At 52.4% G+C, this 24,144-nt stretch carries 19 protein-coding genes; 10 read left to right on the top strand and 9 right to left on the bottom strand.

All coding sequences use genetic code 11. The annotated features are described in order from the left end of the window. The first annotated feature begins 7 nt into the window (after positions 1–7). Together murQ and H141_RS0114515 are read left to right on the top strand one after the other, a co-directional pair. On the top strand, positions 8–928 hold the full coding sequence (gene murQ / locus H141_RS0114520; RefSeq protein ID WP_019677008.1) for an N-acetylmuramic acid 6-phosphate etherase: 921 nt from the start codon (positions 8–10) through the stop codon (positions 926–928). After that, positions 925–2,118, top strand: coding sequence for an exo-beta-N-acetylmuramidase NamZ family protein (locus tag H141_RS0114515; RefSeq protein WP_019677007.1), 1,194 nt, complete (start codon positions 925–927; stop codon positions 2,116–2,118). The genes murQ and H141_RS0114515 overlap by 4 nt, the downstream gene beginning before the upstream one ends. A gap of 4 nt (positions 2,119–2,122) precedes the next feature. Here H141_RS0114515 and H141_RS20335 read toward each other — a convergent pair whose 3' ends face one another. Beyond that, positions 2,123–2,977 carry an META domain-containing protein gene (locus H141_RS20335; protein ID WP_019677006.1) on the bottom strand — a complete coding sequence of 285 codons (855 nt, stop codon included), beginning with the start codon at positions 2,975–2,977 and terminating at the stop codon, positions 2,123–2,125. 138 nt (positions 2,978–3,115) lie between these two features. Between H141_RS20335 and H141_RS0114505 the strand changes: the two genes are divergently transcribed. Continuing rightward, on the top strand, positions 3,116–3,670 hold the full coding sequence (locus tag H141_RS0114505) for an NADPH-dependent FMN reductase (RefSeq protein ID WP_019677005.1): 555 nt from the start codon (positions 3,116–3,118) through the stop codon (positions 3,668–3,670). A 27-nt stretch (positions 3,671–3,697) separates the two neighbouring features. Here the strand turns inward: H141_RS0114505 and H141_RS0114500 are convergent, their stop codons facing one another. Further along, positions 3,698–5,125: a M14 family zinc carboxypeptidase gene (locus tag H141_RS0114500; protein ID WP_019677004.1), complete on the bottom strand. Its 1,428-nt coding sequence runs from the start codon at positions 5,123–5,125 to the stop codon at positions 3,698–3,700. Positions 5,126–5,287: 162 nt separating this feature from the next. On the opposite strand from H141_RS0114500, the gene H141_RS0114495 reads away from it, so the two are divergent. Next, positions 5,288–7,627, top strand: a complete 2,340-nt coding sequence (locus H141_RS0114495; protein ID WP_019677003.1) for a tetratricopeptide repeat protein — start codon at positions 5,288–5,290, stop codon at positions 7,625–7,627. Here H141_RS0114495 and H141_RS0114490 read toward each other — a convergent pair. Next, positions 7,574–8,347: a hypothetical protein gene (locus H141_RS0114490; RefSeq protein WP_019677002.1), complete on the bottom strand. Its 774-nt coding sequence runs from the start codon at positions 8,345–8,347 to the stop codon at positions 7,574–7,576. The genes H141_RS0114495 and H141_RS0114490 overlap by 54 nt on opposite strands. Positions 8,348–8,596: 249 nt before the next feature. Between H141_RS0114490 and H141_RS0114485 the strand changes: the two genes are divergently transcribed. The 3 genes from H141_RS0114485 (at position 8,597) to H141_RS0114475 (ending at position 11,440) form a co-directional block, all read left to right on the top strand. Then, positions 8,597–9,991, top strand: a complete 1,395-nt coding sequence (locus tag H141_RS0114485; protein ID WP_019677001.1) for a Na+/H+ antiporter NhaC family protein — start codon at positions 8,597–8,599, stop codon at positions 9,989–9,991. Continuing rightward, positions 9,988–10,692 carry a M15 family metallopeptidase gene (locus H141_RS0114480; RefSeq protein ID WP_019677000.1) on the top strand — a complete coding sequence of 235 codons (705 nt, stop codon included), beginning with the start codon at positions 9,988–9,990 and terminating at the stop codon, positions 10,690–10,692. The genes H141_RS0114485 and H141_RS0114480 overlap by 4 nt, the downstream gene beginning before the upstream one ends. A 130-nt stretch (positions 10,693–10,822) precedes the next feature. Further along, a complete protein-coding gene (locus tag H141_RS0114475; RefSeq protein WP_019676999.1) occupies positions 10,823–11,440 on the top strand; it encodes a TetR family transcriptional regulator in 618 nt (205 codons plus the stop codon). A gap of 92 nt (positions 11,441–11,532) precedes the next feature. Here H141_RS0114475 and H141_RS0114470 read toward each other — a convergent pair whose 3' ends face one another. The 5 genes from H141_RS0114470 to H141_RS0114450 all read right to left on the bottom strand — a co-directional run bounded on the left by H141_RS0114470 (position 11,533) and on the right by H141_RS0114450 (position 20,459). After that, positions 11,533–14,631 (bottom strand): efflux RND transporter permease subunit, encoded by a 3,099-nt coding sequence (locus tag H141_RS0114470; protein ID WP_019676998.1) that lies wholly within the window; start codon positions 14,629–14,631, stop codon positions 11,533–11,535. Between the two features lie 3 nt (positions 14,632–14,634). Beyond that, complete coding sequence (locus tag H141_RS0114465; RefSeq protein WP_019676997.1) at positions 14,635–15,774, bottom strand: efflux RND transporter periplasmic adaptor subunit; 1,140 nt, start codon at positions 15,772–15,774, stop codon at positions 14,635–14,637. A gap of 227 nt (positions 15,775–16,001) precedes the next feature. After that, on the bottom strand, positions 16,002–17,039 hold the full coding sequence (locus H141_RS0114460; RefSeq protein WP_019676996.1) for a malonyl CoA-ACP transacylase: 1,038 nt from the start codon (positions 17,037–17,039) through the stop codon (positions 16,002–16,004). Between the two features lie 13 nt (positions 17,040–17,052). Further along, positions 17,053–19,281: a dehydrogenase E1 component subunit alpha/beta gene (locus tag H141_RS0114455; RefSeq protein WP_019676995.1), complete on the bottom strand. Its 2,229-nt coding sequence runs from the start codon at positions 19,279–19,281 to the stop codon at positions 17,053–17,055. 2 nt (positions 19,282–19,283) lie between these two features. Continuing rightward, a complete protein-coding gene (locus H141_RS0114450) occupies positions 19,284–20,459 on the bottom strand; it encodes an acyl-CoA dehydrogenase (protein ID WP_019676994.1) in 1,176 nt (391 codons plus the stop codon). 138 nt (positions 20,460–20,597) lie between these two features. On the opposite strand from H141_RS0114450, the gene H141_RS0114445 reads away from it, so the two are divergent. The 3 genes from H141_RS0114445 (at position 20,598) to H141_RS0114435 (ending at position 23,250) form a co-directional block, all read left to right on the top strand. Then, positions 20,598–21,440, top strand: a complete 843-nt coding sequence (locus H141_RS0114445; RefSeq protein ID WP_019676993.1) for a LysR family transcriptional regulator — start codon at positions 20,598–20,600, stop codon at positions 21,438–21,440. A gap of 94 nt (positions 21,441–21,534) precedes the next feature. Next, positions 21,535–22,023, top strand: coding sequence for a TspO/MBR family protein (locus H141_RS0114440; RefSeq protein WP_019676992.1), 489 nt, complete (start codon positions 21,535–21,537; stop codon positions 22,021–22,023). Positions 22,024–22,185: 162 nt separating this feature from the next. After that, on the top strand, positions 22,186–23,250 hold the full coding sequence (locus tag H141_RS0114435) for a DUF3083 family protein (protein ID WP_026349486.1): 1,065 nt from the start codon (positions 22,186–22,188) through the stop codon (positions 23,248–23,250). 96 nt (positions 23,251–23,346) lie between these two features. On the opposite strand, the gene H141_RS0114430 is transcribed toward H141_RS0114435, so the two are convergent. Next, on the bottom strand, positions 23,347–23,778 hold the full coding sequence (locus H141_RS0114430; protein WP_019676990.1) for a CBS domain-containing protein: 432 nt from the start codon (positions 23,776–23,778) through the stop codon (positions 23,347–23,349). Positions 23,779–24,144 lie beyond the last annotated feature (366 nt).

Below are 24,144 nucleotides of genomic sequence, written 5' to 3'. Positions count from 1 at the left end.
GTGCCTGATGAGTCAAACCGAATTGCTGCAACAGCTGGCGAGTATGAGTACCGAGGCTCGCAATCCTGCTTCTGCCAAACTGGATCAGCTGAATAGCCTGGCCATCGTCAGCCTGATTAATCAGGCCGATCATGCGGTTGCATCCGCCATAACCCCCTGCCTGCCAAAAGTCGCCAGGGCAGTTGATGCTATAGTTCAGGCGTTTGCCAGTGGTGGCCGCTTAATTTATCTGGGCGCCGGCACCAGTGGCCGGCTGGGCATTTTAGATGCGGCCGAATGTCCGCCGACGTTCAGCGTGCCAGCCAATCAGGTAGTGGCACTGATTGCCGGCGGCAGTACAGCTATTCAGCGCGCAGTTGAGGGTGCTGAAGACAGCCCGGAACTGGCGGTAGCAGAACTCACCGCCATTAACTTTAGCCAGCACGATGTGCTGGTAGGGATTGCCGCCAGTGGTCGCACCCCCTTTGTTATGGGGGCGCTGGCCTATGGCCGGCAACTGGGCGCCACTACGGTAGCGATAAGCTGTAATGCCAGCGGCCCCATTTTAGCGGCCGCCGACATTGCCATTTGTGCCGAAACAGGCCCGGAAGTGCTAACCGGCTCAACCCGGATGAAAGCGGGCACCGCCCAGAAAATGCTGCTGAATATGCTAAGCACTGCTGCCATGGTGCGCAGCGGCAAGGTGTATCAGAACCTGATGGTCGATTTACACGCCAGCAACCAGAAGCTGGAGGCACGGGCGGTACGGATAGTAATGCAGGCTACCGACTGCGACAGTGTTACCGCCAATGCGGCCTTGCAGCAGGCAGGGATGAGCGCCAAGCTGGCCATTTTACTGGTGCTGACCGGCCAGGATCTGGCAAGTTGCCAGCAGGCGCTGGCCGCTAGCAAAGGTTTTGTCAGCCAGGCACTGGAGGCCGGACAATGAGGCTACTGTTAAGTTTACCAGCTGTATTCCTACTCTGTCTTGCCGGGCTGGCAGGATGCGGTGAGCAAACAATGCCACAGCAAAGCGTTGCCCCACAGCAAATCACCCCGGGGGCAGCACAACTGGCGGAGTATCTGCCATTGTTACAAGGCAAGAGAGTTGGCCTGCTGGTGAATCAAACTTCACGGGTTGGCGGCCAGCATCTGGTTGATGTATTGCTGGCGCAGCAGGTGAATATTGTCAGTATTTTTGCTCCGGAGCATGGTTTCAGGGGCGACCATGATGCCGGCGCCAAGGTCAGCTCCGGAGTCGACAGCAAAACGGGCATACCGCTGTTATCTTTGTATGGTGCCAGTAAAGCGCCAACTGCTGCCCAAATGCAGGCGCTGGATATCGTCATTTTTGATATTCAGGATGTTGGCGTGCGTTATTACACTTATATCAGCTCAATGCATTATCTGATGCAGGCGGCGGCGGAACATAAGGTAGCGATGCTGGTACTGGACCGGCCTAACCCGAATGGCCGTTATCTGGACGGCCCGGTGCTGGATTTGGCTTATCAGTCATTTGTTGGCATGCACCCTATCCCGCTGCTGCATGGCATGACCGTCGGTGAACTGGCACTGATGATTAAAGGTGAGCGCTGGATAAACCAGGCAGAGCAACTGGCACTTACCGTTATTCCGGTGGCAAACTATCAGCGGGATATGGCCTACAGCCTGCCGGTACCGCCCAGCCCGAATTTGCCCAATGATCAGGCCATCGCGCTGTATCCATCGCTGGGCTTTTTCGAAGCTACGCCATTAAGCGTCGGCCGCGGTACCCCCTTTCCATTTCAGGTGCTGGGCTATGATAAATACAGTCTGGGCGATTTTAAGTTCACCCCGGTAGCCACCCCCGGCGCGGCACTTAATCCGCCGCTAAAAGACACCCCGAGTAAAGGCCAGGACTTGCGCCAGCTGCAGGCCGGCGGTTTAGATTTAAGCTACTTAATAAGCTGGCAGCAGTTATTTGCCGAAAATAATGCGACGTTTTTTAATTCACCGGATTTTATGGACAAACTGGCTGGCAGCGCGACCTTACGCCAGCAAATTGAACAGGGCTTAACTGAGCAGCAAATCAGGGCCAGCTGGCAGAGCGCGCTGCAGGCTTTCGCCGCACAGCGCCAGCCGTATTTACTTTATCAATAGCGCCCTAGTCTTCGCTGGACTCTTTTTGTCGGGTAAAGCGGGCTAACGGTGCCATCCGTGCCCGGTTCAGGCTAAGCTCGTCACCGGCGATACTGATGTTATCAACTTTGCTTAATACATCCAGTAATTGTGGCTCTATCGTGTCTTGCATGCAGGCTTTACGGGTGGTAGCCAGCGGGGTAAAGCTCAGTCTTGGCCCCTGTAACTGATAGCCACCGGTCAGGTTATTACAGCCGGTATAGCCGCTGACCCGGCCTGCCTGGTCGAATTGCAAAAATACTTTATTATCAGCATCCACGCTTTTTTGCAGCAATTCGGTCAGTTGCCATTTGCCGGCAATAGTTAATTCCGGCTCTGTCAGTTGCTGTGGTTCATCCGGTTGTTTATCCAGCCAGTACTGCTCTGCCAGTTCACCCACAATCCGCTCGCCCTGCGGGTTAAGCAGCAACAGCCGGTTTTCTCCTACCAGAAACTGAGTTGCCCCGACATCATCCAGCTGAATTTGCCGGCCGTCACTGCTCCAGCGAAACTCGCCTGCTGTCTGCTCTGGCTTATCTGCCCGTTCCTGATAGTAACGCGACAACTGGTAACGCTGATCAGCATCAAGTTGCAGGGTCATTTTAATGCCCGGGCAATCAGCACAAGGGGTAACCCCCTGATAGCTGCCTGGCCAATCTAAGGCATTCTGGCTGGTATCGGCAGGCGTTGGCAACTGTTGGACTATTTGCAAATTTTGCCGCAAATCTTGCCGCAGATCTTGCGGCTGACTTGCCGGCTCATTTTCTGCTGGCCGGCTGGTATCCGGCTGGCAGCCGGCTAACAATAATACACTGCATAGCAGGGTCAGAGGGTAACGCATAACAGGCTCCTTGGCGGTATTCCAGGCTGAAGTATATCGCGCATTATGCGATTGCCAACTTTACCGGTGCTGAACTTAACCATAAACCGCCACCCAAATGAACTACAATAAAATGGTTTTTAACAATCAGGAGGTAACATGAGTATTAATGTACTGGCCATTTGTGGCAGCCTGCGGGCGAAATCCACTAACCGTGGCCTGGTCCGTTACGCCATGGCTAATAGCCCGGATGGCATGAAAATACATCTGGCAGATTTAATCGACGTGCCGTTTTATAATGCCGACCTGGTTGCCAAACCGCCGGCAGTAGAAACCCTGCTGCAACAGCTGGCTGCAGCCGATGCGCTGTTACTGGCGTGTCCGGAATACAACTATTCAATGGCGCCCGCACTAAAAAACGCGCTGGACTGGGCCTCACGTGAACCCGACAATCACTTATTAAGCGGCAAACCGGTAGCCATTATGGGCTCAGCTGCGGGTATGGGTTCCAGCCGGGCTCAGTATCATTTGCGCCAGGTCTGTGTTTATCTTAATTTGCACCCGCTGAATCAGCCAGAGGTGTTTGCTAATTCCTTTAGCGGCGCTTTTGATACCGACGGCGACTTAACCGATGACAAAATTCAGGCTAATGTCCGCAAGTTGCTGGCTGCACTGCTTACCTGGCAACAGCGGCTGCAGGGCCGCACAGACTAAATCAGCGGCTGGCGCAGCAGTACAGGTTTAGTTGCCACTAAAGGCATCAAGCAGACTGGCATCGGCCAGTCTGATCAGCCGGCCATCCACTACCGCCAGTTGCACCGCGTTATCTTTAGTTAGCAGAAAAGTAGTGGTCATACTGCGCTGCGGCCAGAGCGTATTCACGCCACGCGGGTTTATTGCCACCGGCAAGCCGGAGTTATTGCTTAATAAACCGGCTTTACCAGTAAAATGGCTGTAACCTTCGGCCAGCAACTGCAGGTATTTTTCAGCGCTTAAACTAAGCGGCCCGGTTAACGGATACACCTTACCGGCGTTGTAGTGCATGCCACTGGCATCCAGGCTGTGATAACCACCATAAATACTGGCATCGCCAATTTCATCCAGCACCACCTGGCCCCGGCCATTACCGCCGGCGGTAAAGGCTAAATCTACCCGCGCCAGCACACCACTGCCATCAAGCTTTGGCAGGCTGATATTACTGATAATTAAATCTTTCATGCCGCCGCTGGTATTCATCGGAATGCTGTTGTAGCCGCTTAAATCATAATCGCGGTAACTGCCATTACTAATCATCTCTAACCAGCTTAAATACAATTGCACATTTATCTGCCGGGCCTGCTGCCTGAACGGGTCATTATACTGACCACCCGATTCCACCAGGACTGTGCTGATCCCCATTTTTGAGAAGGTGTCGCCAAAAGAGCGGATTGAATAGCTGTCATCGTAACGTCCCAGCTGCTCTGGCAACACCTTATCCAGCAGCGGTTTTACCGCACTGACTAATTGCATAGCAGCATGCCGGCTGGGGTTTATCTCGCGCGCTTCGTTATATGCGGGTGCCAGCAACGAGATCGTAGCTGGCTTTTTGTTTTCACCCGCCGCATGGTAGCGGTTCTGGTCGTGCAGATTAAAACCATAATGCGGCTTAATTTGCTTTGCAGCCTGCATTAACAGCTGACCTTCCGGCGTTTGCAGCGCCAGGGCATCGCGATTAACGTCAATTCCCAGGGCATTAAAGCGGCTTTTGCGCTCGGCACCATCGGGGTTCAGCATCGGGATCAGATACAAACTAACGTTATCCAGCCAGGCCGGGCCGCCATCACCGGTTGCCGCTTGTTGTTGCTGGCGGGCGTCAAGCACTGCCAGTAAATCAAAAATTGCGGCAGTGGCCGTCGGTTCATCACCATGCATTTGTGACCAGGCCAGCACTTTGCGCTCGCCATTGCCAATTTTAATTAAGTATATCGGCCTTTGCTCGACTGAGCGGCCCAGCTCGGTCACTTCAAGCCAGTCCTGTTGCTGATAATAGGCAATCAGCGGCGCAATATCGCTATGGCTTAGCTGGCCCTTGGCCAGACCCGGCACGGTAAATTTTGCATAATCTGCAGCGGTTGCCAACCCCGGCAGTACGGTACTCAACGCTAACCATAATGATAATTGCTTTAACATAGCACCCTCTATACCCGTTATCCTTGAGGCTGCAGCAGTGTTGGCTGCGCTCTCTCACCCCAATCACATAGACAGCTATGCTCATGGGGTTTCACTCACTGGCCGCCTACCTGCAACTTCAATGATTTTGGGTATATACCCGGCCAATTTGAAGCTGTAGCGGTGTTGGCTACATACACTAACCTTAACACAGCCGGCAACGCTCAGCATACTGGTCAAATTCAGGCTAAGCTTATCATCATTGCCTTTTTAATCGCCCAACAGCAGGGATGTTCCGGATTGTTTAAGCTCAGCCAGTTTTACCAGCAACTTCGCCGCCGAAGGGTGCTTAGCACCATCCTGCCCTACCTCGTGATTGTCTGGCTGGCACTGCAGGTTGTGGCGGTAGTCAGCCAGCTATTACAGCTACCGCCGGTGGTGGGCAATATTGTGGCTATCAGCCTGTTTGCAGCGCTGCCATTGCTGCTGTATCTGGCCTGGTTTTATCAGTATCAGGATGGCCGGCTGCAGGCCATAGCAGATGTCGATGGCCAGCTACCGGCCACGTTCGGTGCTAAACAGCTTATTATGTTAGTGCTGCTCAGCAGCGGCTGCGCATTGCTGGGTTATCAGTACTATCTTGCCAGCCGGCCCGCCGCCAAGCCAGAACCGCTAAATGTGCTGGCAGCGAACTCGATAGCGGTGCTGCCGTTTACTCAGTTAGCCCCGACTGAAAATCCACCGGAAAACAGCCCTGAGCTTGCAAACAGCCCTGAGCGCGCCTTAGCTGAAAAAGAACCTGAGCTGGATTTACTGGCAAATAGCCTGGCTGAGGAAATCAGCAGCCAGCTCGGTCGCAGCCCTGGCCTGATCGTCGCCGCGGCCAGTTCTGGTCAGGTATTAAGTCGTCAGCAATTAAGCTTGCCACAAATTGCCAGCCGGCTGCAGGTTGCTACCTTACTTACCGGCAGCATCAGCCGCGAGGGCCAGCAATTGCAGATCCGGCTGCAGCTGCTCGATGGCCAGAGCGGCCAAACCTTATGGAGCCAGCAGTTACAACGTGAGCTAACCGATATCTTTGCACTGGAAACCGAAGTGGCGCGCTCGGTCGCCAATGCCTTGCAGGCCAGCCTGGCACCGGGCAGCACCCTGCAGGATTTATCAGCCAATGCCAGCACCGACAGTGCCGATGCTTATTTAAGTTACTTAAAAGCCCGTGAGCAATACCGGCTGCAAACCAGTGAAGCAATGCAGCAGGCCCGTAGTTTATTTGAACAAGCCATCGGTCAGGACCCGGAATATGCCCTGGCCTATGTTGGCCTGGCTGATGCCTTATTATTGCTGGCTGATAGCAGCAAAGAGTTTGGCATCATAAAAACTGAGATAGCAACGACCCTTGGTATGGAATATCTGGATAAAGCGATTGCCCGGGCACCACAACTGGCTGAAGCTTATGCAGTTAAAGGCAGGTTATTTGATATGTTGCAACAGGAGGAGCAGGCGCTTAGTAACTTTGCTATCGCAATCCAGCTTAACCCCAACCTGGCCATCGCCCATATGTGGCAATACCTGACACTTAAACGCTCAGGCCGCTATGATCAAGCGTTAGAAGCTCTGGAACGGGCTTATCAGCTGGATCCGGTATCAGTCGCCATACAATATAACCGTGGTTATGAACAGGCTATCAGAGGCCAGTTTGCTGAGGCACTAAGTAGTTTTAATCAGTTAGTGCAGGACTTTCCGACGTCACCAACGGGTTATGCCGGCCTGGCGTTAAACGCATTTCATCAGGGCCAATTGGCCGACAGTTTGCATCACTGGCATCAGGCCTGGCAATTATCACCAGACAACAGTTACTATCCACAAAATTACCGCGGCTTACTGCTAACTCTAAATCTGAGTGAGCTGGAGCCGGAACTGGCTACCAACTCCACATATCGTTCCAACTATTTACTACGTGTTGGTGATTCTCAAACACTTTTTGCAGAAATGGAATTTGAGTTAGCTGCAAGCCCAGATGACACTTGGTTAAAATTCGAGGCGGCATTATACCAAATGTTGCGAGGTGAACAGTCAGAGGCAATTAATCTGCTCTTTCAGAGCTACCGGAGTTTTAGCGATAATGAACTTTACAGTATGCCCATGTGCAGTCCGGCCATTGAAATAGCCTGGGCTTTGCAACAACAAGACCAAACTCAGCAAGCTGATAAGCTGCTGGTTCAATGCCAGCAACGATTGGATGACGCCATGCAAAGCGAGCTAAGAGACAGCTATCTTAATCATCTTGCGGCGCGACTGGCTGCTTTGCAAGGTGATAATAAGCTGGCAATACAACAGCTTCAACTGGCGTTGGCCTATGGCTGGCGCGAATGGTGGACTTTTGACGATCCTATTTTTGACACTATTCCAAAAGAGCAGCTGGCGCCACTGCGCCAGCAACTGGATAACGCTATAAGCGAGCAACGCCAGTTAGCGCTGGCGCGCGCTAAACAACTTGCGCCGGGCAAACAGCAGCAACCCTAGCCCGGTAAATAAACTCAAAGTAGACGGCAGCGGCACCTGCACTGCCCTTTGCTCCAGAATAAATACCTGTTCAGAAGGCGAACTAAAGCTCAGCACGTCAGAGCGGTTGCCAGTGTAGTAATAGCAATTTTCATCACCGTCATCCAGAAACACTGGATAACATTCATCGCGATTATTGCGATAATAAAAATCACTGTCCGGGCCGGAATAAAAGGTACTGCTAAAAGTCAGCCAGTATTCACCAGGCAGCAAGTCATCCGGCATTGCGGCAGCCGGGTTAAAGTCATTCTCGCGTAAACTGGAAAACGCCCAGCTTTGCTCGCCCTGGCGCAAGGTCCAGCTGAATTCCGCAGCAAATGCCGCCGGGAAATCCCAAATTAAGGCGCTTTCAAAATCCAGCTGTTCGCCCAGTTCAAACTGATAATAACAAGGGTCTTCCTGCCAGAACTCCGGCGGTGGAAAAGAATCAAAAGGCAATATCAGCCAGCAGTCCCGCGGTACCGCTAATAGCGGTAACTCACCGCTGGTAAAGCTAACCCGGTTAATGGCCGGGGCGCCGGCCAGCAGATAGCTGTCATTAAAATAGCTGTTATCATGCAAACCATAACTTTGCGGACTGGTGGCGGTTTCTGAGCCACGGCCAGCGCCGCGGACCAAAGCAGCCTCTACCAGAAAACTACAAAACAGCAACCCTACTACAGCATATTTAAGAAAACGCATAACTAACCTCCATGGTACTGATGCTGCATTTCACCGGCTAACGGCATACCAGACCACGAGGGCAAGCTTCAGGTTAAGAAAATTTAAGTCAGAGTGACTTAGTTTAGAGCCCACTAAGTAAAGCAGAAAACCGCTAAAACGCCAGTAGCCGGCTTGCCCGCTGCTGCTGATAGCTGTATAAAAGTAAAGGCTTGAGCTAAATCGTTTTTAGTTACCAAGCATGGCAAGAACAACAATAAAAAGGAGCCTATGGTGGCAGACTGGTTAACCCTACTTCCGGCGGTCGTCGCCATTGCCGTAGTACTATGGCGCAAAGAAGTGATACTGGCGTTGCTGTTATCACTATGTACCTCGGAGTTGCTGATTTTTCTGCAAAACGGCCAGAGCTTTGGTGCAGGTTTATTGCTGGATGGCAGTATTCAAACTCTGGAGCGGATTATTGCCGTTACTGGTGACGCCGATAATTCCCGCATTTTAATGTTCTCGTTGCTGGTAGGTGGCTTACTGGCTTATATGCGTTATTCCGGCGGGGTGTCGGCTACGGTGGCGATGCTGGTGAATAAAGGCATTGCCCGCAATGGCCGCCAGGCTGGTTTACTGACGTTTTTCATCAGTAGCGTGACCTTTATTGAATCTAACTTAAGCTCACTTACCGCCGGTATCAGCTCGCGCGGCCTGTTCGATAAATTTAAAATGAGCCGGGCCCGGCTGGCCTATATTATCGACAGTACCAGTGCGCCGATTTGCATTATTATTTTACTGAATGGCTGGGGCGCTTATATTCTGGGGCTGCTTAGCACCTACGATTTACCCCAAAGCCCGGTAGCTATTTTAATTGGCACTATTCCTTTGAATTTCTATGCGCTGATAACGTTAGTGGTGGTGCTGTATACCATCATCAGTGGCAAGGTGTACGGGCCGATGCGTAAATCAGAGCAACAGCTGCATACCCTGTCTCACCATAGCGAAATTGAAACACCACCCAGCCACCCGTCCTATATGTTAGTGCCGCTGGTTACCCTGGTAGCGGCCATGCTCGGCTTTATGCTGTTAACCGGCAATGGCCAGCTGGTGCAGGGTTCGGGTTCTAAATCAGTGCTGTATGCCACGGCGCTGTCGTGCGTGGTGGTATACGCCATGATGCTGCTGAGCCGCCGCTTTGCTCACCAGCAACTGGTCGATATTGGCTTTAAGGGGATCAGTGAACTGTTACCGTTGGTCACCATAGTGTTGTTATCGCTGGCGCTGGGCTCCAGTTTAAAACTGCTGGGTACCGGTACTTTTATCGCCAGCATAGTTGACCAGAACCTGCCGCAGGTGCTGATCCCGGCGCTGCTGTTTTTAGCCGGGGCGTTAATTTCGTTTACCACCGGCACCAGCTGGGGCACCTTTGCCATTCTAATTCCTATCGGCATGCCGATGGTCACCTTACTGGGCTTGCCGCCGCAGCTTGTGCTGGCCGCTATTTTAAGTGGTGGCGTGTTTGGCGATCACTGCTCGCCTATCTCAGACAGTACTGCGGTCAGCTCTGTGGCCGCCGGCTGTGACTTGCTGGAACATGTAAAAACCCAGCTGCCCTATGCCCTGGTTTGTGGTGCCATTGCATTGCTCAGTTTCGTTATTGCCGGAGTACTGATGATATGAAAACAGCCTTAATAACATTGTTTGCTTTGCAAACCCTTGTCAGCCCTTTGCTGGCAGCAACCGAACCCGTGCAGCAGCTAAATGCCGTCCCTGCTGATTTTACTGATGTTGCATCTCTGCTGCCTGATGCCCAAATTCATATGGCTTACCTGGGCAGTGATAATTTTGTTGGCAGTCAGGTTGATGGTTATCAGGCTAATAAGTGTTATTTACAGCAGAATGCCGCTAACGCCCTGGTAAAAGCCCAACAAGCAGCCGCGGCCAAAGGCCTGACCCTGTGGATTTTTGATTGCTACCGGCCACAGCGGGCGGTAAACCACTTTATGCGCTGGGCTGCTGATTTAACCGATACCAGCACCAAGCTGCAGTATTACCCTAACCTGGGCAAAGATCAGCTGGTTGGCGAATATATTGCCGAAAAATCCGGCCATAGCCGCGGCAGCACTATCGACTTAACCCTGGCCCGGCCGGATGCAGCTGGCAACTGGCAACTACTGGATATGGGCTCACCTTTTGATATGTTTGACCCGATATCTAATGTTGGCCACCCCGCTATCAGCCGTGACCAGCAAGCCAACCGTCAATTGCTGGAAAGCATTATGTTGCAGGCCGGCTTTAAAGTTTACAGCATGGAGTGGTGGCACTTCACCCACCAACCACCGGTGTATACCGACCAGTATTTTGATTTTGTTATAAAATAACCGCTGCCAAGCCGCGTTTGCCATTACCGCTGTTGATAATGCCATTAGAGCTATCGTGTTTGATCTGTTAGTATCAGCCTATGCTATTTTTTTAACCATACTAACCACATTTAATTATTAACTACTAACTATGGCCAGACGTACAAAAGCCGAAGCAGAAAGCACCCGCGCCGCTATACTTGATGCCGCCGAACTGCTGTTTTTTGAGCATGGTGTATCACGTACCACGCTTGAAAAAATAGCGGCCGCTGCCGGGGTAACCCGTGGCGCCATTTACTGGCATTTCCAGAATAAAGCAGACTTATTTAACGCCATGTTATTACGGGTCCGTTTACCCTTTCAGCATTTGCTGGCCGCGGTAGATGCCAACCCCGCTGCCGACCCGTTCAGTCAGTTACACGACTTAATGAGCAACGGCTTACGCCTTATTGCTTCCAGTGCCCAGCATCACCGGGTACTGACTATTGTATTCCATCGCTGTGAATATATAGATGAGCTGAACCCGGCGGTAAACCAGCAGGATAAACTGGATGAAGAAGCGGTTGCCGTAATGCAGCGCGCTTTTGAACGGGCAGAGCAAGCCGGCATGCTTCGCCCGGGTATTAGTCCGAGGCTGGCGGCAGTAGCGCTGCATATGTATGTTGGCGGCATTATCAGCCACTTTTTATTAAAACCACAGCAATGCGATTTAATGCAGCATGCCCCAAAGTTAATTGACGCCATGCTGCTGGGCCTGAAAAAAGCCTGAGCCCCAAAACCAGCCATAAAAAAGCCAGCTAACCGCAATTGCAAAACGGATTAGCTGGCAAAGGTACTAACTTTTTAATTTACGTATGCTTTTTAATTAACCGTTTTTCTGGAAAACAGCTTCATCACCACCAGGTAAAACACCGGCACTAAAAACACCGCCAGCACGGTAGCTGAAATCATCCCGCCCAATACACCGGTGCCAATCGCATTGCGGCTGGCCGAACCGGCGCCTGAGCTGATGACCAAAGGCAACACCCCCAGCGAGAATGCCATCGAGGTCATAATGATTGGCCTTAAGCGCAGCCGCACTGCTTCCAGAATTGCCGCTGTCAGCTCGCGGCCCTGATTTTGCAACTCACGGGCGAACTCAACAATTAAAATGGCATTTTTTGAGGCGAGGCCCATGGTAGTTAACAGCCCTACCTGAAAGTAAACATCGTTACCCATGCCCCGCAGATAAGCGGCAATTAAGGCACCGATAATCCCCAGCGGCACCACTAATATCACCGCAAAAGGCACACTCCAGCTTTCATACAAGGCGGCCAGACATAAAAACACCACCAGAATAGATAACGCATACAGCGCCGGCGCCTGCGAGCCTGATAGTTTTTCCTGATAAGACGTCGCCGTCCACTCAAAGCCAATACCCGCCGGCAACTGACTGATTAACTGCTCCATGGTAGCCATCGCATCACCCGAGCTGGTGCCGGGCGCCGGCTCACCCTGAATTTCCATTGCTGATACGCCGTTGTAGCGCTCCAGCCGCTGCGGGCCATATACCCAATCGCTGCTGGCAAACGAGCTGAAACTAACCATCTCGCCGCTGCTATTACGTACATGCCAGCGCTGGATATCTTCCGGGGTCATCCGGAATTGTGGCTCCGCCTGGACAAACACCTTCTTCACCCGGCCGCGATCGGTAAAATCGTTAACGTAAGTTGAGCCCCAGCCAATTGCTAAGGTCTGGTTAATATCACTTAGCGATACGCCCAGCGCCCGGGCTTTTAACTGATCCACTTCAATTTGCAGTTGAGGCGCATCTTCCATGCCGTTGGGCCTTACCCCGATCAGGTTTTGCTGTTGCGCTGCCATGCCCAGCAATTGGTTGCGGGCATTCAGCAGGGCATCGTGGCCTAAACCGCCGCGGTCTTGTAAAAATAACGAAAAACCGGTAGCCCGCCCCAGCTCGGCAATCGGCGGCAGGTTAAAGGCAAAAATCTGCGCTTCTTTTACTGTGCCAAAAAAGCCCCAGGCCCGGCCTATTACGGCCTGCACACTGTCGGCCGCGCCGCGCTGGTCCCAGTCGGCCAGGCGCACAAACGCCAATCCCATATTCTGACCGCGGCCGGCAAAGCTGAAGCCGGATACCGTAAACACCGACTGTACCGCCTGTTCGGTAGCATAATGAGCCGCTACCTGATCCATTACCGCCTCGGTCCGCTGTTGGCTGGCGCCGGTTGGCAACTGGACCATGGTTAAAAATACCCCCTGATCCTCTTCCGGTAAAAACGAGGTAGGCAAGCGCATAAACATCAGCGCCATCACCGCGACAATAACGCCGTAAATCAACATCGAGCGTTTTGGCCGCGCCAGCATACCGGCGACCCCGCGCTGGTAACTCTGGTTGCTGCGATCAAAGCCACGGTTAAACCAGCCGAAAAACCCGCGTTTTGCCTGATGATCACCTTTAATGGGCTTAAGCATAGTAGCGCACAGCGCCGGGGTAAAAATTAACGCCACCAGCACCGACAGTGCCATCGCCGTAACAATAGTTATCGAAAACTGCTGATAAATCGCGCCGGTAGCCCCACCAAAAAAAGCCATTGGCACAAACACGGCCGATAATACCAGGCCAATACCGACCAGTGCGCCGGTGATCTGGCCCATTGATTTGCGGGTCGCTTCGACCGGGCCTAAACCTTCTTCGCTCATTACCCGCTCTACGTTCTCCACCACCACTATGGCATCATCAACCAGCAAGCCAATTGCCAGCACCATCCCAAACATGGTCAGAGTATTAATGGTAAAACCAAAGGCGGCCATAATGCCAAAGGTACCCAGCAGCACCACAGGTACCGCTAAGGTGGGGATTAACGTGGCACGGAAGTTCTGCAAAAACAGATACATCACCAGAAACACCAGAATAATGGCTTCAATCAGGGTTTGCACCACTGAGCTGATGGACACTTCGACAAAGGGCGTGGTGTCGTAAGGAATAACTGCGCTTAAGCCTTGCGGGAAGTACGGCTCCAGCTCGGCCAGTTTGGCTTTTACTGCTGCCGCGGTATCCAGCGCGTTAGCACCAGTGGCCAGCTCTATCGCCAAACCGGTGGCCATTTTGCCGTTGTAACGCGCTATCACCGAGTAGTCTTCACCACCGAGCTCAACCCGCGCCACATCGCTTAGTTTAACCACAGCACCGTCGGCATTTACCTTCAGCAAAATCTGGCCAAACTCTGCGGCCGAAGTCAGCCGGGTCTGGGCCAGAATAGCAGCATTGTACTGCTGGCCCGGTAAAGCCGGTGCACCACCTAACTGGCCGGCGGTTACCTGATTATTCTGGACCCTGATTGCCGCAGTAACATCAGCCGGGGTTAACTGATACTGGTTCAGTTTGTCAGCATCCAGCCAGACCCGCATCGCGTACTGGCTGCCAAATACCTGGACATTACCAACACCGCTGGTGCGGCTTAGCGGATCTTTAATATTCGCCACCACAAAATCGGCAATATCATCGCGCTCAAGGCTGCCATTTTCCGAGATAAAGCCGACCACCATCAGGAAGCCGCCATTGGATTTCGCTACCCGCACCCCGTTTTGCTGCACTTCCTGCGGTAACAGTGGTAACGCCTGCTGCAGTTTATTTTGCACCTGTACCTGAGCGATATCAGCATCGGTGCCTGTTTCAAAGGTCAGAGTCAGGCTGACATTACCGGATGAATCAGAGTTTCCCGACATATACATCAGGTTATCTAAGCCATTCATCGCCTGCTCTATTACCTGGGTTACTGCATATTCTGCTGTTTGTGCCGTGGCGCCACGGTACGAAGCACTGATACTGATGGCTGGTGGCGCAATACGTGGATATTGTTCTATCGGCAGCTGTTTAATCGCCAGTAAACCGGCCAGCATAATAACAATAGCGATAACCCAGGCAAAAATGGGCCGGCTGATAAAAAAGTTCGCCATTGCTTATTCCCCGTCTGTCGCACTAACCACGGTTACTGTGGCACCCGGCCGCACTTTTTGCAGGCCGGCGACAATCACTTGTTCACCGCTGCTCAGGCCGGCGGTTACCAGCCAGCTCTGGCCATAACTTGCGCCCAGGGTTACCGGTCGCAGCTCAACCTGCTGCTCTTTGTTTACCAGCATTACCGTGGCATCCCCTTTCGGGGTGCGGCTAACCGCTTTTTGCGGTACTAACAGCGCCTGACTATTGCTGCCGTGGTGCAGCCGGGCCCGCACAAACATACCCGGTAGCAAATCACCCTTTTTATTCGGAAAAACCGCCCTTAGCGTCACCATGCCGGTGCCGGGATCGACGTTTACTTCAGAGAACTGCAAACTGCCTGGCTCATCATAGTTACTGCCATCATCCAGCAGCAATTCAACCCGAACCTCAGCCGCCAGCTGATCGGCGCGTAATTGCCGCTTCAGTTTTAACAGCTCGTTACTAGACTGAGTTAAATCGACATAAATAGGGTCGAGCTGGCGAATCGTCGCCAGGCCCTGCGCCTGATTAGCGGTGAGTAAGGCGCCTTCTGTTACCATTGAGCGGCCAATCTGGCCGGCTATCGGCGCTTTAATATCGGTATAATTTAAATTTATTTGGGCTGTTAATAACGCAGCTTCGGCGCTGGCCACCGCCGCGTCGGCCTGCATCAGTGCAGCATCAGCATCGTCTGCGTCCTGCTGGCTAATGACGTTATTGCCCAGCAAACCTTTAATCCGCTCCGCCTTTAAGCGGGCATTATGCTGTGCCGCTTCAGCGCTATTTACTGCCGCTTGCGCACTGCTTAGTGCAGCCTGATAGGAAGCAGGGTCAATTTTATACAGCAGTTGGCCAGCGCTAACCAATTGGCCCTCGGTAAACAGTCGCTGCTGTAAAATACCGCTAACCTGAGGCCGGATTTCAGCGTGGCGAAAATCCGTAGTGCGGCCGGGTAATTCGGTGGTCAGCTCAACCGTGCTGGTGCTCAGGGTAACCACTGCCACCTCAGACGCTGGCTGGCTTTGGCCTGCTGCTGCAGGTGGCTCGGCGCAACCAGCCAGCATTAAAATAGCAGCAGCCACTACGGCCAGTTGTATTACCCTCGGCTTAAAAACGTGCATAGTGTGTCCTGTATTCCCACTTGAAGGTTGGTTCCGGCTCACAACATTAGATTACTGCGGCCAGATTAGCACCGCAATATACATACACGACTGTATGTTATCAAGCGAAAACTAGCGCATTGCGCTAAATGACAGGCTTTTAACGGTGAGTTTTGCTGCTGACAGACTAAGTCTGCCAGCAAGGCTGAAAATCGACAGGGCTCAGTTCCTGCTCAGATAAGCAGTACTCAGATAAGCAACTGGCGTTGCTCTGGCAGGCCCATACTCAGCACAAATGGGCTAGCGCTTTGTTGGGCGAGGCTAAAGTCTTGTTTGCTGCTTAGCCCCTGCCAGTTAATGGCAATCAGGCTTTGGGCGACAGCGCCGCCAAGGCCATTACCCGGCCCCAGCAAAATCAGATGCTCTGGCGCAAACTCTTTTACCGCTACCTGAATGGCCCGGCTGAAATTAAAGGTATCGCAAACCTGCTGGCCCAAGGTATAAGCTTTTAATGCGCCGGGCTGTGCCAGCTGGCTGGGCCAGAGCACGCCACGACCATCAATTAATGGCAGTTGCGGCGTGGCAAAGAGTGGCTCGGCAAAACGTGCCAGCGCCTGGTCTGCCGCCGGCTGCATTAACGGGCTGTGAAACGCCGCATGGCCCGGTAACAATAACGGAAACCGCTCATCGCAAGGTGGCAGCGCCTGCATTGCCTGCTGCACCGCACTCTGGGTACCGGCCAGCACGGCATAACCACCATAGGCGATCGACATAAACAAGGCGCCCTGATGCAGATACAACTGTTCAGCCAGCCGGCTTTGTTTATCAATATCTGTTTGCCAGTCGCTATTAACCAGCGGGTAAATAAACTGGGCGCCAGCCGCACCGGCGGTTAGCTGCGCCATACTGGTCACCAGCTGCATACTATCGCGGCCCTGCCAAACCCCGGCACAGCCGAGCGCCGTATACCAGCCCATCGAGTTGCCGGTAATGGCTACTATGTCGAACTTGTCGCGGTTAATCTGGCTGAAATCAGCCAAACCAGCGCTGAAAATTAACGCTGCAGCATTTTCGGACTTAACATGCTTAGCACTGCTGAAACTGGCGGCGGTATCCAGTTCAGTAACAGTGGGCAAGCCCAGCTCGGTGCGCAGTGCATCAAACCCGCTCAGCTGCTGCCGGAATGGGCTGTCAGCCGGCAGGTGTTGATTGATATAGCCCAACTCCGGCCGGTTATAGCTACCCCGGCCCGGACACACTACCACAGCGGTTTTTCTCTGGCTCATAGACTTCTGTCGCTCATTTTGCGGTTTCTTTATTTAGCAGCTGCTGCACTTTTTCAATAATCTGCTGTTTCGACGGCAACACCGCATAAGCTGCGGCCCCCAATGGAATAAAACTATCCTCTGCGGTGATCCGGCTTAGCTGATAATAGCCAGGCCGCGCCTCATGCAAGGCGGTAAACAGCTCTTCGCTAAGCGAGCCACGCCTGCGGCATTCATCGACAATCAACACCTGAGAGCAATCTGCCAATGCCGCGACAATAGCATCAATATGCAGCGGTACCAGACAGCGTAAATCCAGCAGCCGTAACGAGTAACCTGCGTGTTCCAGCTCAGCCGCGGCCTGGCGGCTTAAGTAGTAGCCATTGCCGTAACTGATAATGGTCAGCTGTGGCGTTACAGCAGGCTCTTGGTCAGGCACCTGATTAAACACGGCCGGCTGACCTAATGCCGGGATTGGCGAATCGGGTAGCGGGTAATCCGTAAGCCAGCGGCCATCACCGGGGGCCAGCAAGTCGCGGGTCATATATAAAGCTATCGGCTCTAAAAATATTACCAGCCGTTTTTGCTCATAAGCCAGCTGCACCGCCTGGCGTAACAGCAGCGCCGCATCGGCACCGTTAGACGGGCACAGCACTATAATGCCCGGAATATCCCTGAATACCGCAAATGAATTATCATTGTGAAAATGGCCACCAAAACCGCGCTGATAGGCCAGGCCGGCAATTCTTATTACCATCGCATTGTGGTATTGGCCATTCGAGAAAAACGGCAGCGTTGCCGCTTCACCCCGGATCTGATCTTCGGCATTATGCACATAAGCCAGAAACTGAATTTCCGCGATCGGCAAAAAGCCCTGCTGGGCCAGACCGATGGCCATGCCCAGAATGCTTTGCTCATCCAGTAAGGTATTAATCACCCGGTTGCCACCAAAGGCCTGAATTAAATGCTGCGATACGCCGTAAACACCGCCTTTTTTGGCAACATCTTCACCAAAAAGCACGGTATTGCTGTATTGGGAAAATAAGTCGTGCAGGGTCCAGTTCAGTAACTTAGCCAGGTGCTGCGGCTTGCCCAGGTTGTGTTTATCAAACTCAAATAAGGCACTACGAATTGCAGCAGGCGGCAACGGCGGTGCCGGCAGCGCCGGCCGCACTGGTGCTATCGCGGCCATCACCTCTGCTGCCGTTTGCAATTTTGGCCGGCTGCTGGCGACATTGGCCACCCGGCTGATCTGGCTGGCTAACTCCGATACCACGCTATATAACTGGGGCCGGCTTAAAATACCGCGCGCCAGCATGCTGGCAGTACTGGCCAGGATGGGGTCGAGCTCGAGCTCGGCGTTAATCAGGTTCTTACTGCGATAAGCTGTTTCAGTATCAGCACCGGCATGGCCAAATAATCTTACGGTAGATAAATGCAACAGCGCCGGCCGGCGTTTTGTCCGGACATAATGCGCCGCTTTGCGCGCCACCGCGTAGGTCTGGGCTAAATCGCGGCCATCGGCAGCAAAGTAACGCAGCTCAGGCCGGTCGGCCAGGCTTTGCTCTATCCAGCCCTGCGGCGTCGGGGTGGAAATACCCAGGCCGTTATCCTCACAAACAAATAGCATCGGGATCGGCACATGCTGATACGCCGCCCAACAGGCTGCGTTAATTGCGCCCTGCGCTGTTGAATGGTTGGCCGAAGCATCGCCAAAGCTGCACATTACTATTGCATCATGCGGCCAATTGCCGCTCTGGCCCAGCCGCTTACTTAAATCAATGGCAAAAGCCGCACCTACCGCTTTGGGTATTTGCGAGGCGATGGTACTGGTTTGCGGCGGAATATTCAGCGCCAGGCTGCCCAGCACCTTATGCCGGCCACCAGAGATAGGATCATCGCTGGAGGCACAAAACGACAACAGCATGTCGTACAGTGCCGTACTACCCGGCAACTGCTTGCTGCGCTCAATAAAAAAGGCACCACTGCGATAGTGTAAAAACGCCGGATCAGTTAAGCGCAGCGCTGCCGCCACCGCGGCATTACCTTCATGGCCGGCGCTGCCAATGGTGTAAAAGCTCTGACCTTTGGCCTGTAATAAGCGCGACTGCAAATCCAGCAGGCGGCTGCTTAGCTGGCTATGCCATAGCCGGTAAAGCTCGCTGTCACTCAGCCCCTGCTGCAAACTGCTGGCTGGCGCCAGGCTGCTGCTGTCAATCTGTTGCAGAAATTGGCTCAGCCATGGGTGTAAAGGTTCGGCCATGGTTAACTGAACGCCTGCAAGCCGGTTTGGGCACGCCCGAGGATCAGCGCATGCACATCATGGGTGCCTTCGTAGGTGTTCACCGCCTCTAAATTCATCACGTGGCGGATTACATGATATTCATCTGCAATACCATTGCCACCGTGCATATCGCGGGCCTGGCGGGCAATATCCAGCGCCTTGCCGCAGGAATTGCGCTTAATCAGCGAGATAGTCTCCGGCGCTAACAAGCCGGCATCCATTAAACGACCTGCCTGCAAACAGCCCAGCAAACCAATACTGATCTCAGTTTGCATATCGGCCAGTTTTTTCTGCACCAACTGGGTTTGCGCTAACGGCCGGCCGAATTGGGTGCGGTCCAGCGTATACTGGCGGGCGGCATGCCAGCAGAACTCGGCAGCACCTAATGCCCCCCAGGCGATACCATAGCGCGCTTTATTTAAGCAGCCAAAAGGGCCTTTTAAACCGCGAACTTCAGGGAAAATTGCATCTTCCGGCACTTCGACGTTATCCATCACAATTTCGCCGGTAATCGATGCCCGCAATGAGAATTTGCCATCAATTTTCGGCGCGCTTAAGCCTTTCATGCCTTTTTCCAGCACAAAACCGCGAATTTCACCATCTAACTTAGCCCACACCACAAACACGTCAGCAATTGGCGAATTGGTGATCCACATCTTGCTACCATTTAGCAGATAGCCATTGGCGGTTTTTTTCGCCACAGTGCGCATGCTGGCGGGGTCCGATCCGGCATCAGGCTCGGTTAAGCCAAAACAGCCTACCCATTCGCCGGTGGCCAGTTTTGGCAGGTATTTCTGGCGCTGCGCTTCAGTGCCATATTCATGAATAGGATGCATCACTAAAGACGACTGCACACTCATGGCACTGCGATAACCGCTGTCTACCCGCTCTACTTCACGCGCTACCAGGCCATAGCAAACATAGTTTACCGCCGAGCAACCATATTTCTCAGGCAAGGTAGCGCCCAGCAGGCCCAGCTCACCAAGTTCGGTCATAATTTCGCGGTGAAAGTGTTCATTGCGATTAGCCAGCAGCACCCGCGGTTGCAGCTTGTCCTGACAATATTGATGAGCAGTATCACGGATCATCCGCTCTTCTTCGCTTAACATTGCTGATAATTGAAACGGGTCTTGCCAATCAAATACCGGGCGGGCCATATAGCTACCTCATGCTGTTGTTCGATAAAAATATCGATAAAAATGCTTTAGTGTTAAATCAAAGCCTGTTGCTCACTCTACTGCGGCCTGATATAAAGTTAAAATATATTAATTCTGTATCTGGTATAGTTTGTTCCTATGGATATTCGCCAGCTTAGTTACTTTGTTGCCGTGTATGAGCAAGGCAGTGTCAGCGCCGCGGCGCGCCAGTGTTGTGTTGCCCAGCCGTCGCTGTCTGCCGCCTTAAGGCAGTTAGAGCTGGAGCTGGGCGTCAAGTTATTTATCCGCTTACCCAAAGGAGTAACTCCAACGGAGGATGGCGATAAGCTATATGACCACGCCGGCAAGCTGCTTAGCCAGCTGCAATCATTAAAAGCTTCATTCCGGACCCCGGTTAACCGGGTCCAGTTCCGGCTGGGCTTAATTAAAGCACTTGGAGTTGAACGAATGAGTGCTCTACTGCGTGAATTCAGCCAGCAGGTAGACGGCCTCGAGCTGCATTTAGTTGAGCCGGATGAGCCTTGTGACGCGCGCATTATTACCCCGCAACAACTTAAAACCGGCGAAGTACTACAACCACTTTGGCATGACCGCTACTTATTAGCACTGCCCCCGGCCTGGCCGCTCAGCCTGCAGCAGCAAATCGCCCTGGAAGACTTTGCTAACTTACCGCTGATTAAACGCATGCCCTGCGATGCCTGGGCCGCCTTTTATCCGGAGCTGCTGCGCCGAGAAATCCGGCCAGACATCCGCGCCGACATTCAAACCATTGAGTACGCGCTCGGCCTGGTGTCAGCTGGCGTCGGTTGCGCCCTGGTGCCCGACCTGGACAGCCTGCGCCAGCGCACCGACGTAAGCCTCAAGCCAATCCAAGGGTTACAACTTGAACGCACTCTGGTATTAGCGCATGGCCGCAACCAAAACAGCAGCGCCTTACAGGTACTACGCCAACTCTGCCAACAAGCTGCCAGCAAAGCGTAAAATTTCGATCACCGATTAGCCTGTCAAGCTAACGCTGATCTAAACTGTAGGGATGCCGTACATTTGGCAATCATATTATGGGAATTAAACTGTTATGCATCTGACAATACTGTTACGCCAGGCACTGATGCTACTAACATTGCTGGCACTGACCTATCTGGCTGCCGGTATTGGTGCACTGGGGTCAATAAACGCTGCCAGCTTCTATCGCGAGCTACAGTTACCCGCCTTTGCACCACCTTCCTGGTTATTTGGCCCGGTGTGGACCCTGCTTTATACCATGATGGCCGTTGCGGCGTGGTTGGTTTGGCGCAGCAGCAAACAAAGTAAAACCGCACTTTGGCTTTACTTCAGCCAGCTGGTGGTAAATGCATTATGGAGTTGGCTTTTTTTCGCCTGGTATCAGGGTGTACTGGCTTTCGCTAGCATAATGTTGTTGCTGCCGCTGATTATTGTTACCGCGCTGTGTTTCTGGCGTCAAAACAAAATTGCCGGCCTGCTGCTGGTGCCTTATCTGTTGTGGGTTAGCTTTGCGGCGGTGCTTAACTTCAGTATCTGGCAGCTCAATCCTGGGGTGCTGTAGCACACTGCCCGGCTGTTACTGCCTCTGGCGTTGTCACAGCCATTGACCGAGCTTGATCTGCAGCAAAAATCAGCAGAATATATCACTAAATTTACGGTTAAGCCGCGGCGAAAAAGCGCGCAACAGGGTATAATGCGCGCAGCAGACATAACAGGAGTTTTCATGCCTATCAGCACGCAACATAAAGTTTATCTTCCGGCCAGCGCTAAATCGAACCAGTATATTCTGGCTGAAATTAAAGCCACCCCGGAGCTTTATCAGCATTACAGCAACGAGAAAGTTTGTTATCAGCAACTAAGCCAGCAACTGTTTACCCTGGCCGACAGCCTTAACTTACATAATGTGCATTTAATTGCCACTGACAAACTGCCTGTAGTGCGCTTCCATACCGAAGCACACGTATTTCAGACCGCTGAGCAAATTTTGTTTTTTTACAATCCGGCATACCACGAAGCACAAAACCTGTTTAGCCAGAGCGGCTATCAGGCCCGGAAAATCCGCTTACTATTCCTAGCTACCGGTACCGACATCCGGGCTAACGCCGCCGATTTCCATAGCAGGGTGTTGCAATTGTTACAACAATTACAGCCACAACTGCCGGTGCAGGGTCTGAAAATTAAAATTCGGGACCATCAGCATTTATCCTACGATCTGCTGGCAAAAAACAAAGGTAACCGTGAGAGCTATGGCTATAAGTTGCGGGCTATTGCCGGCCGTTATGCTACCCGGCAGCTAAGCCTGCCAGAGCATAGCGCCTTAACTTATGCCCACCTTACCTTGCCGCTTAGCCGCGAGCTGAAGCAACGCTTCGTTGCCAACGATAGCCTGGATTACAGCCCGCTTTATCAGCAGTTGGAGCAGCAGCTTAAAGCCGCGGTGCTGGCTAAAGACTTAAACCGGGTGGCTATTATTGGCAACGGCTTAACCCCACTGATCCGTAACAGTAAATTTGATAAACCAGAAACTACCGCAGAGTTACAATTGCTTGGTTTCGACCCTGCCAATAATGCACCACAGTTTATCAGTGACTGGCAGGGCGATAATCTGGTAGAAGCCGTGCATATTTTAATTGTTGCCGGCAACGATGACATGACCGAAACCGGTTATGGCCGCTTTATGAATCAGGTAGAGGCTGCGCTGCGCAGCTTTGCAGAAAAGCTTGCTGTTAACCCTGAAAAACAAGATTTGACCGTGCGTTTCCATCAGCATATCAGTTACAACAGCTAACACCTGCTACGCAGCCAGGGGCTTGGTTATTACCGGCCTCTGGCTTTCTATAGCCAGCCTTGCGTCAGATCAAACTACCCTTTTTATTGCATTAGCTCAGGACGTGGGTTGCTTATGTGAATCTGTGCGGTCCAACGCCTTAATAATATCGCGCCAGCTTAAAATGCCCAGCGGCTGGTTAGCACTGTTTACCACCGGAATACACGACACCCCTTGGGTATTAAAAACATGAATCGCATCCATTACCTTGGCATGTTCGCGCAGCGTTACCGGCTTGCGCCGCATCACCTGATGTACCTTTTTCTTTAAAGTCGCTAAATCGCGGCTGGTTTCTGCGGCCGTGCCAATGTTCGGACTGAGCGCTTTAAACAGATCACGGTCAGAAATAACACCCAGCAAGATACCCTGTTCCACCACCAGTACGTGGTGAAACTTTACATTGTCGAAAATTCCTTTTACAACCGTCAGACTATCATCAGGTGACACACTCACCGGGTTTTTACTGATTAACTGCATCAACGTTGCCATACGCTACCTCTTACCAGCTGTTTGCTGTAGCTTAGCGTATTAAGCCGCAATTAGGGTTATTTTATAAAACAGATAAAATCACTCTGACCCTGAGGTATCCCCACAAAATTGTTAGCTAAAACAAAAAGATGAATTCAGAAGGAACATTCATGGCGTTCGGTGATCAGATCTATCGCCAAACAAACCTATCAAGGACACGCCATGAATGTTCTGCAAATGCTAACCCGTTTTGTGAAAGCCGTCACGCCCAATATGCACAGCCAGCGCCGACAGGCGCTTGAAGCCTGTGTGAAAAGTGCAGTGCATCAGAACAAGCTAACCATTACCCAGCTTGGCCGTGGAATTCACGGTAAAGCTTTTGAAAAA

Source organism: Arsukibacterium perlucidum DSM 18276, assembly GCF_000382165.1.
Classification (GTDB): Bacteria; Pseudomonadota; Gammaproteobacteria; order Enterobacterales; family Alteromonadaceae; genus Alishewanella; species Alishewanella perlucidum.
This window is presented reverse-complemented; position numbering and strand designations above follow the sequence as displayed.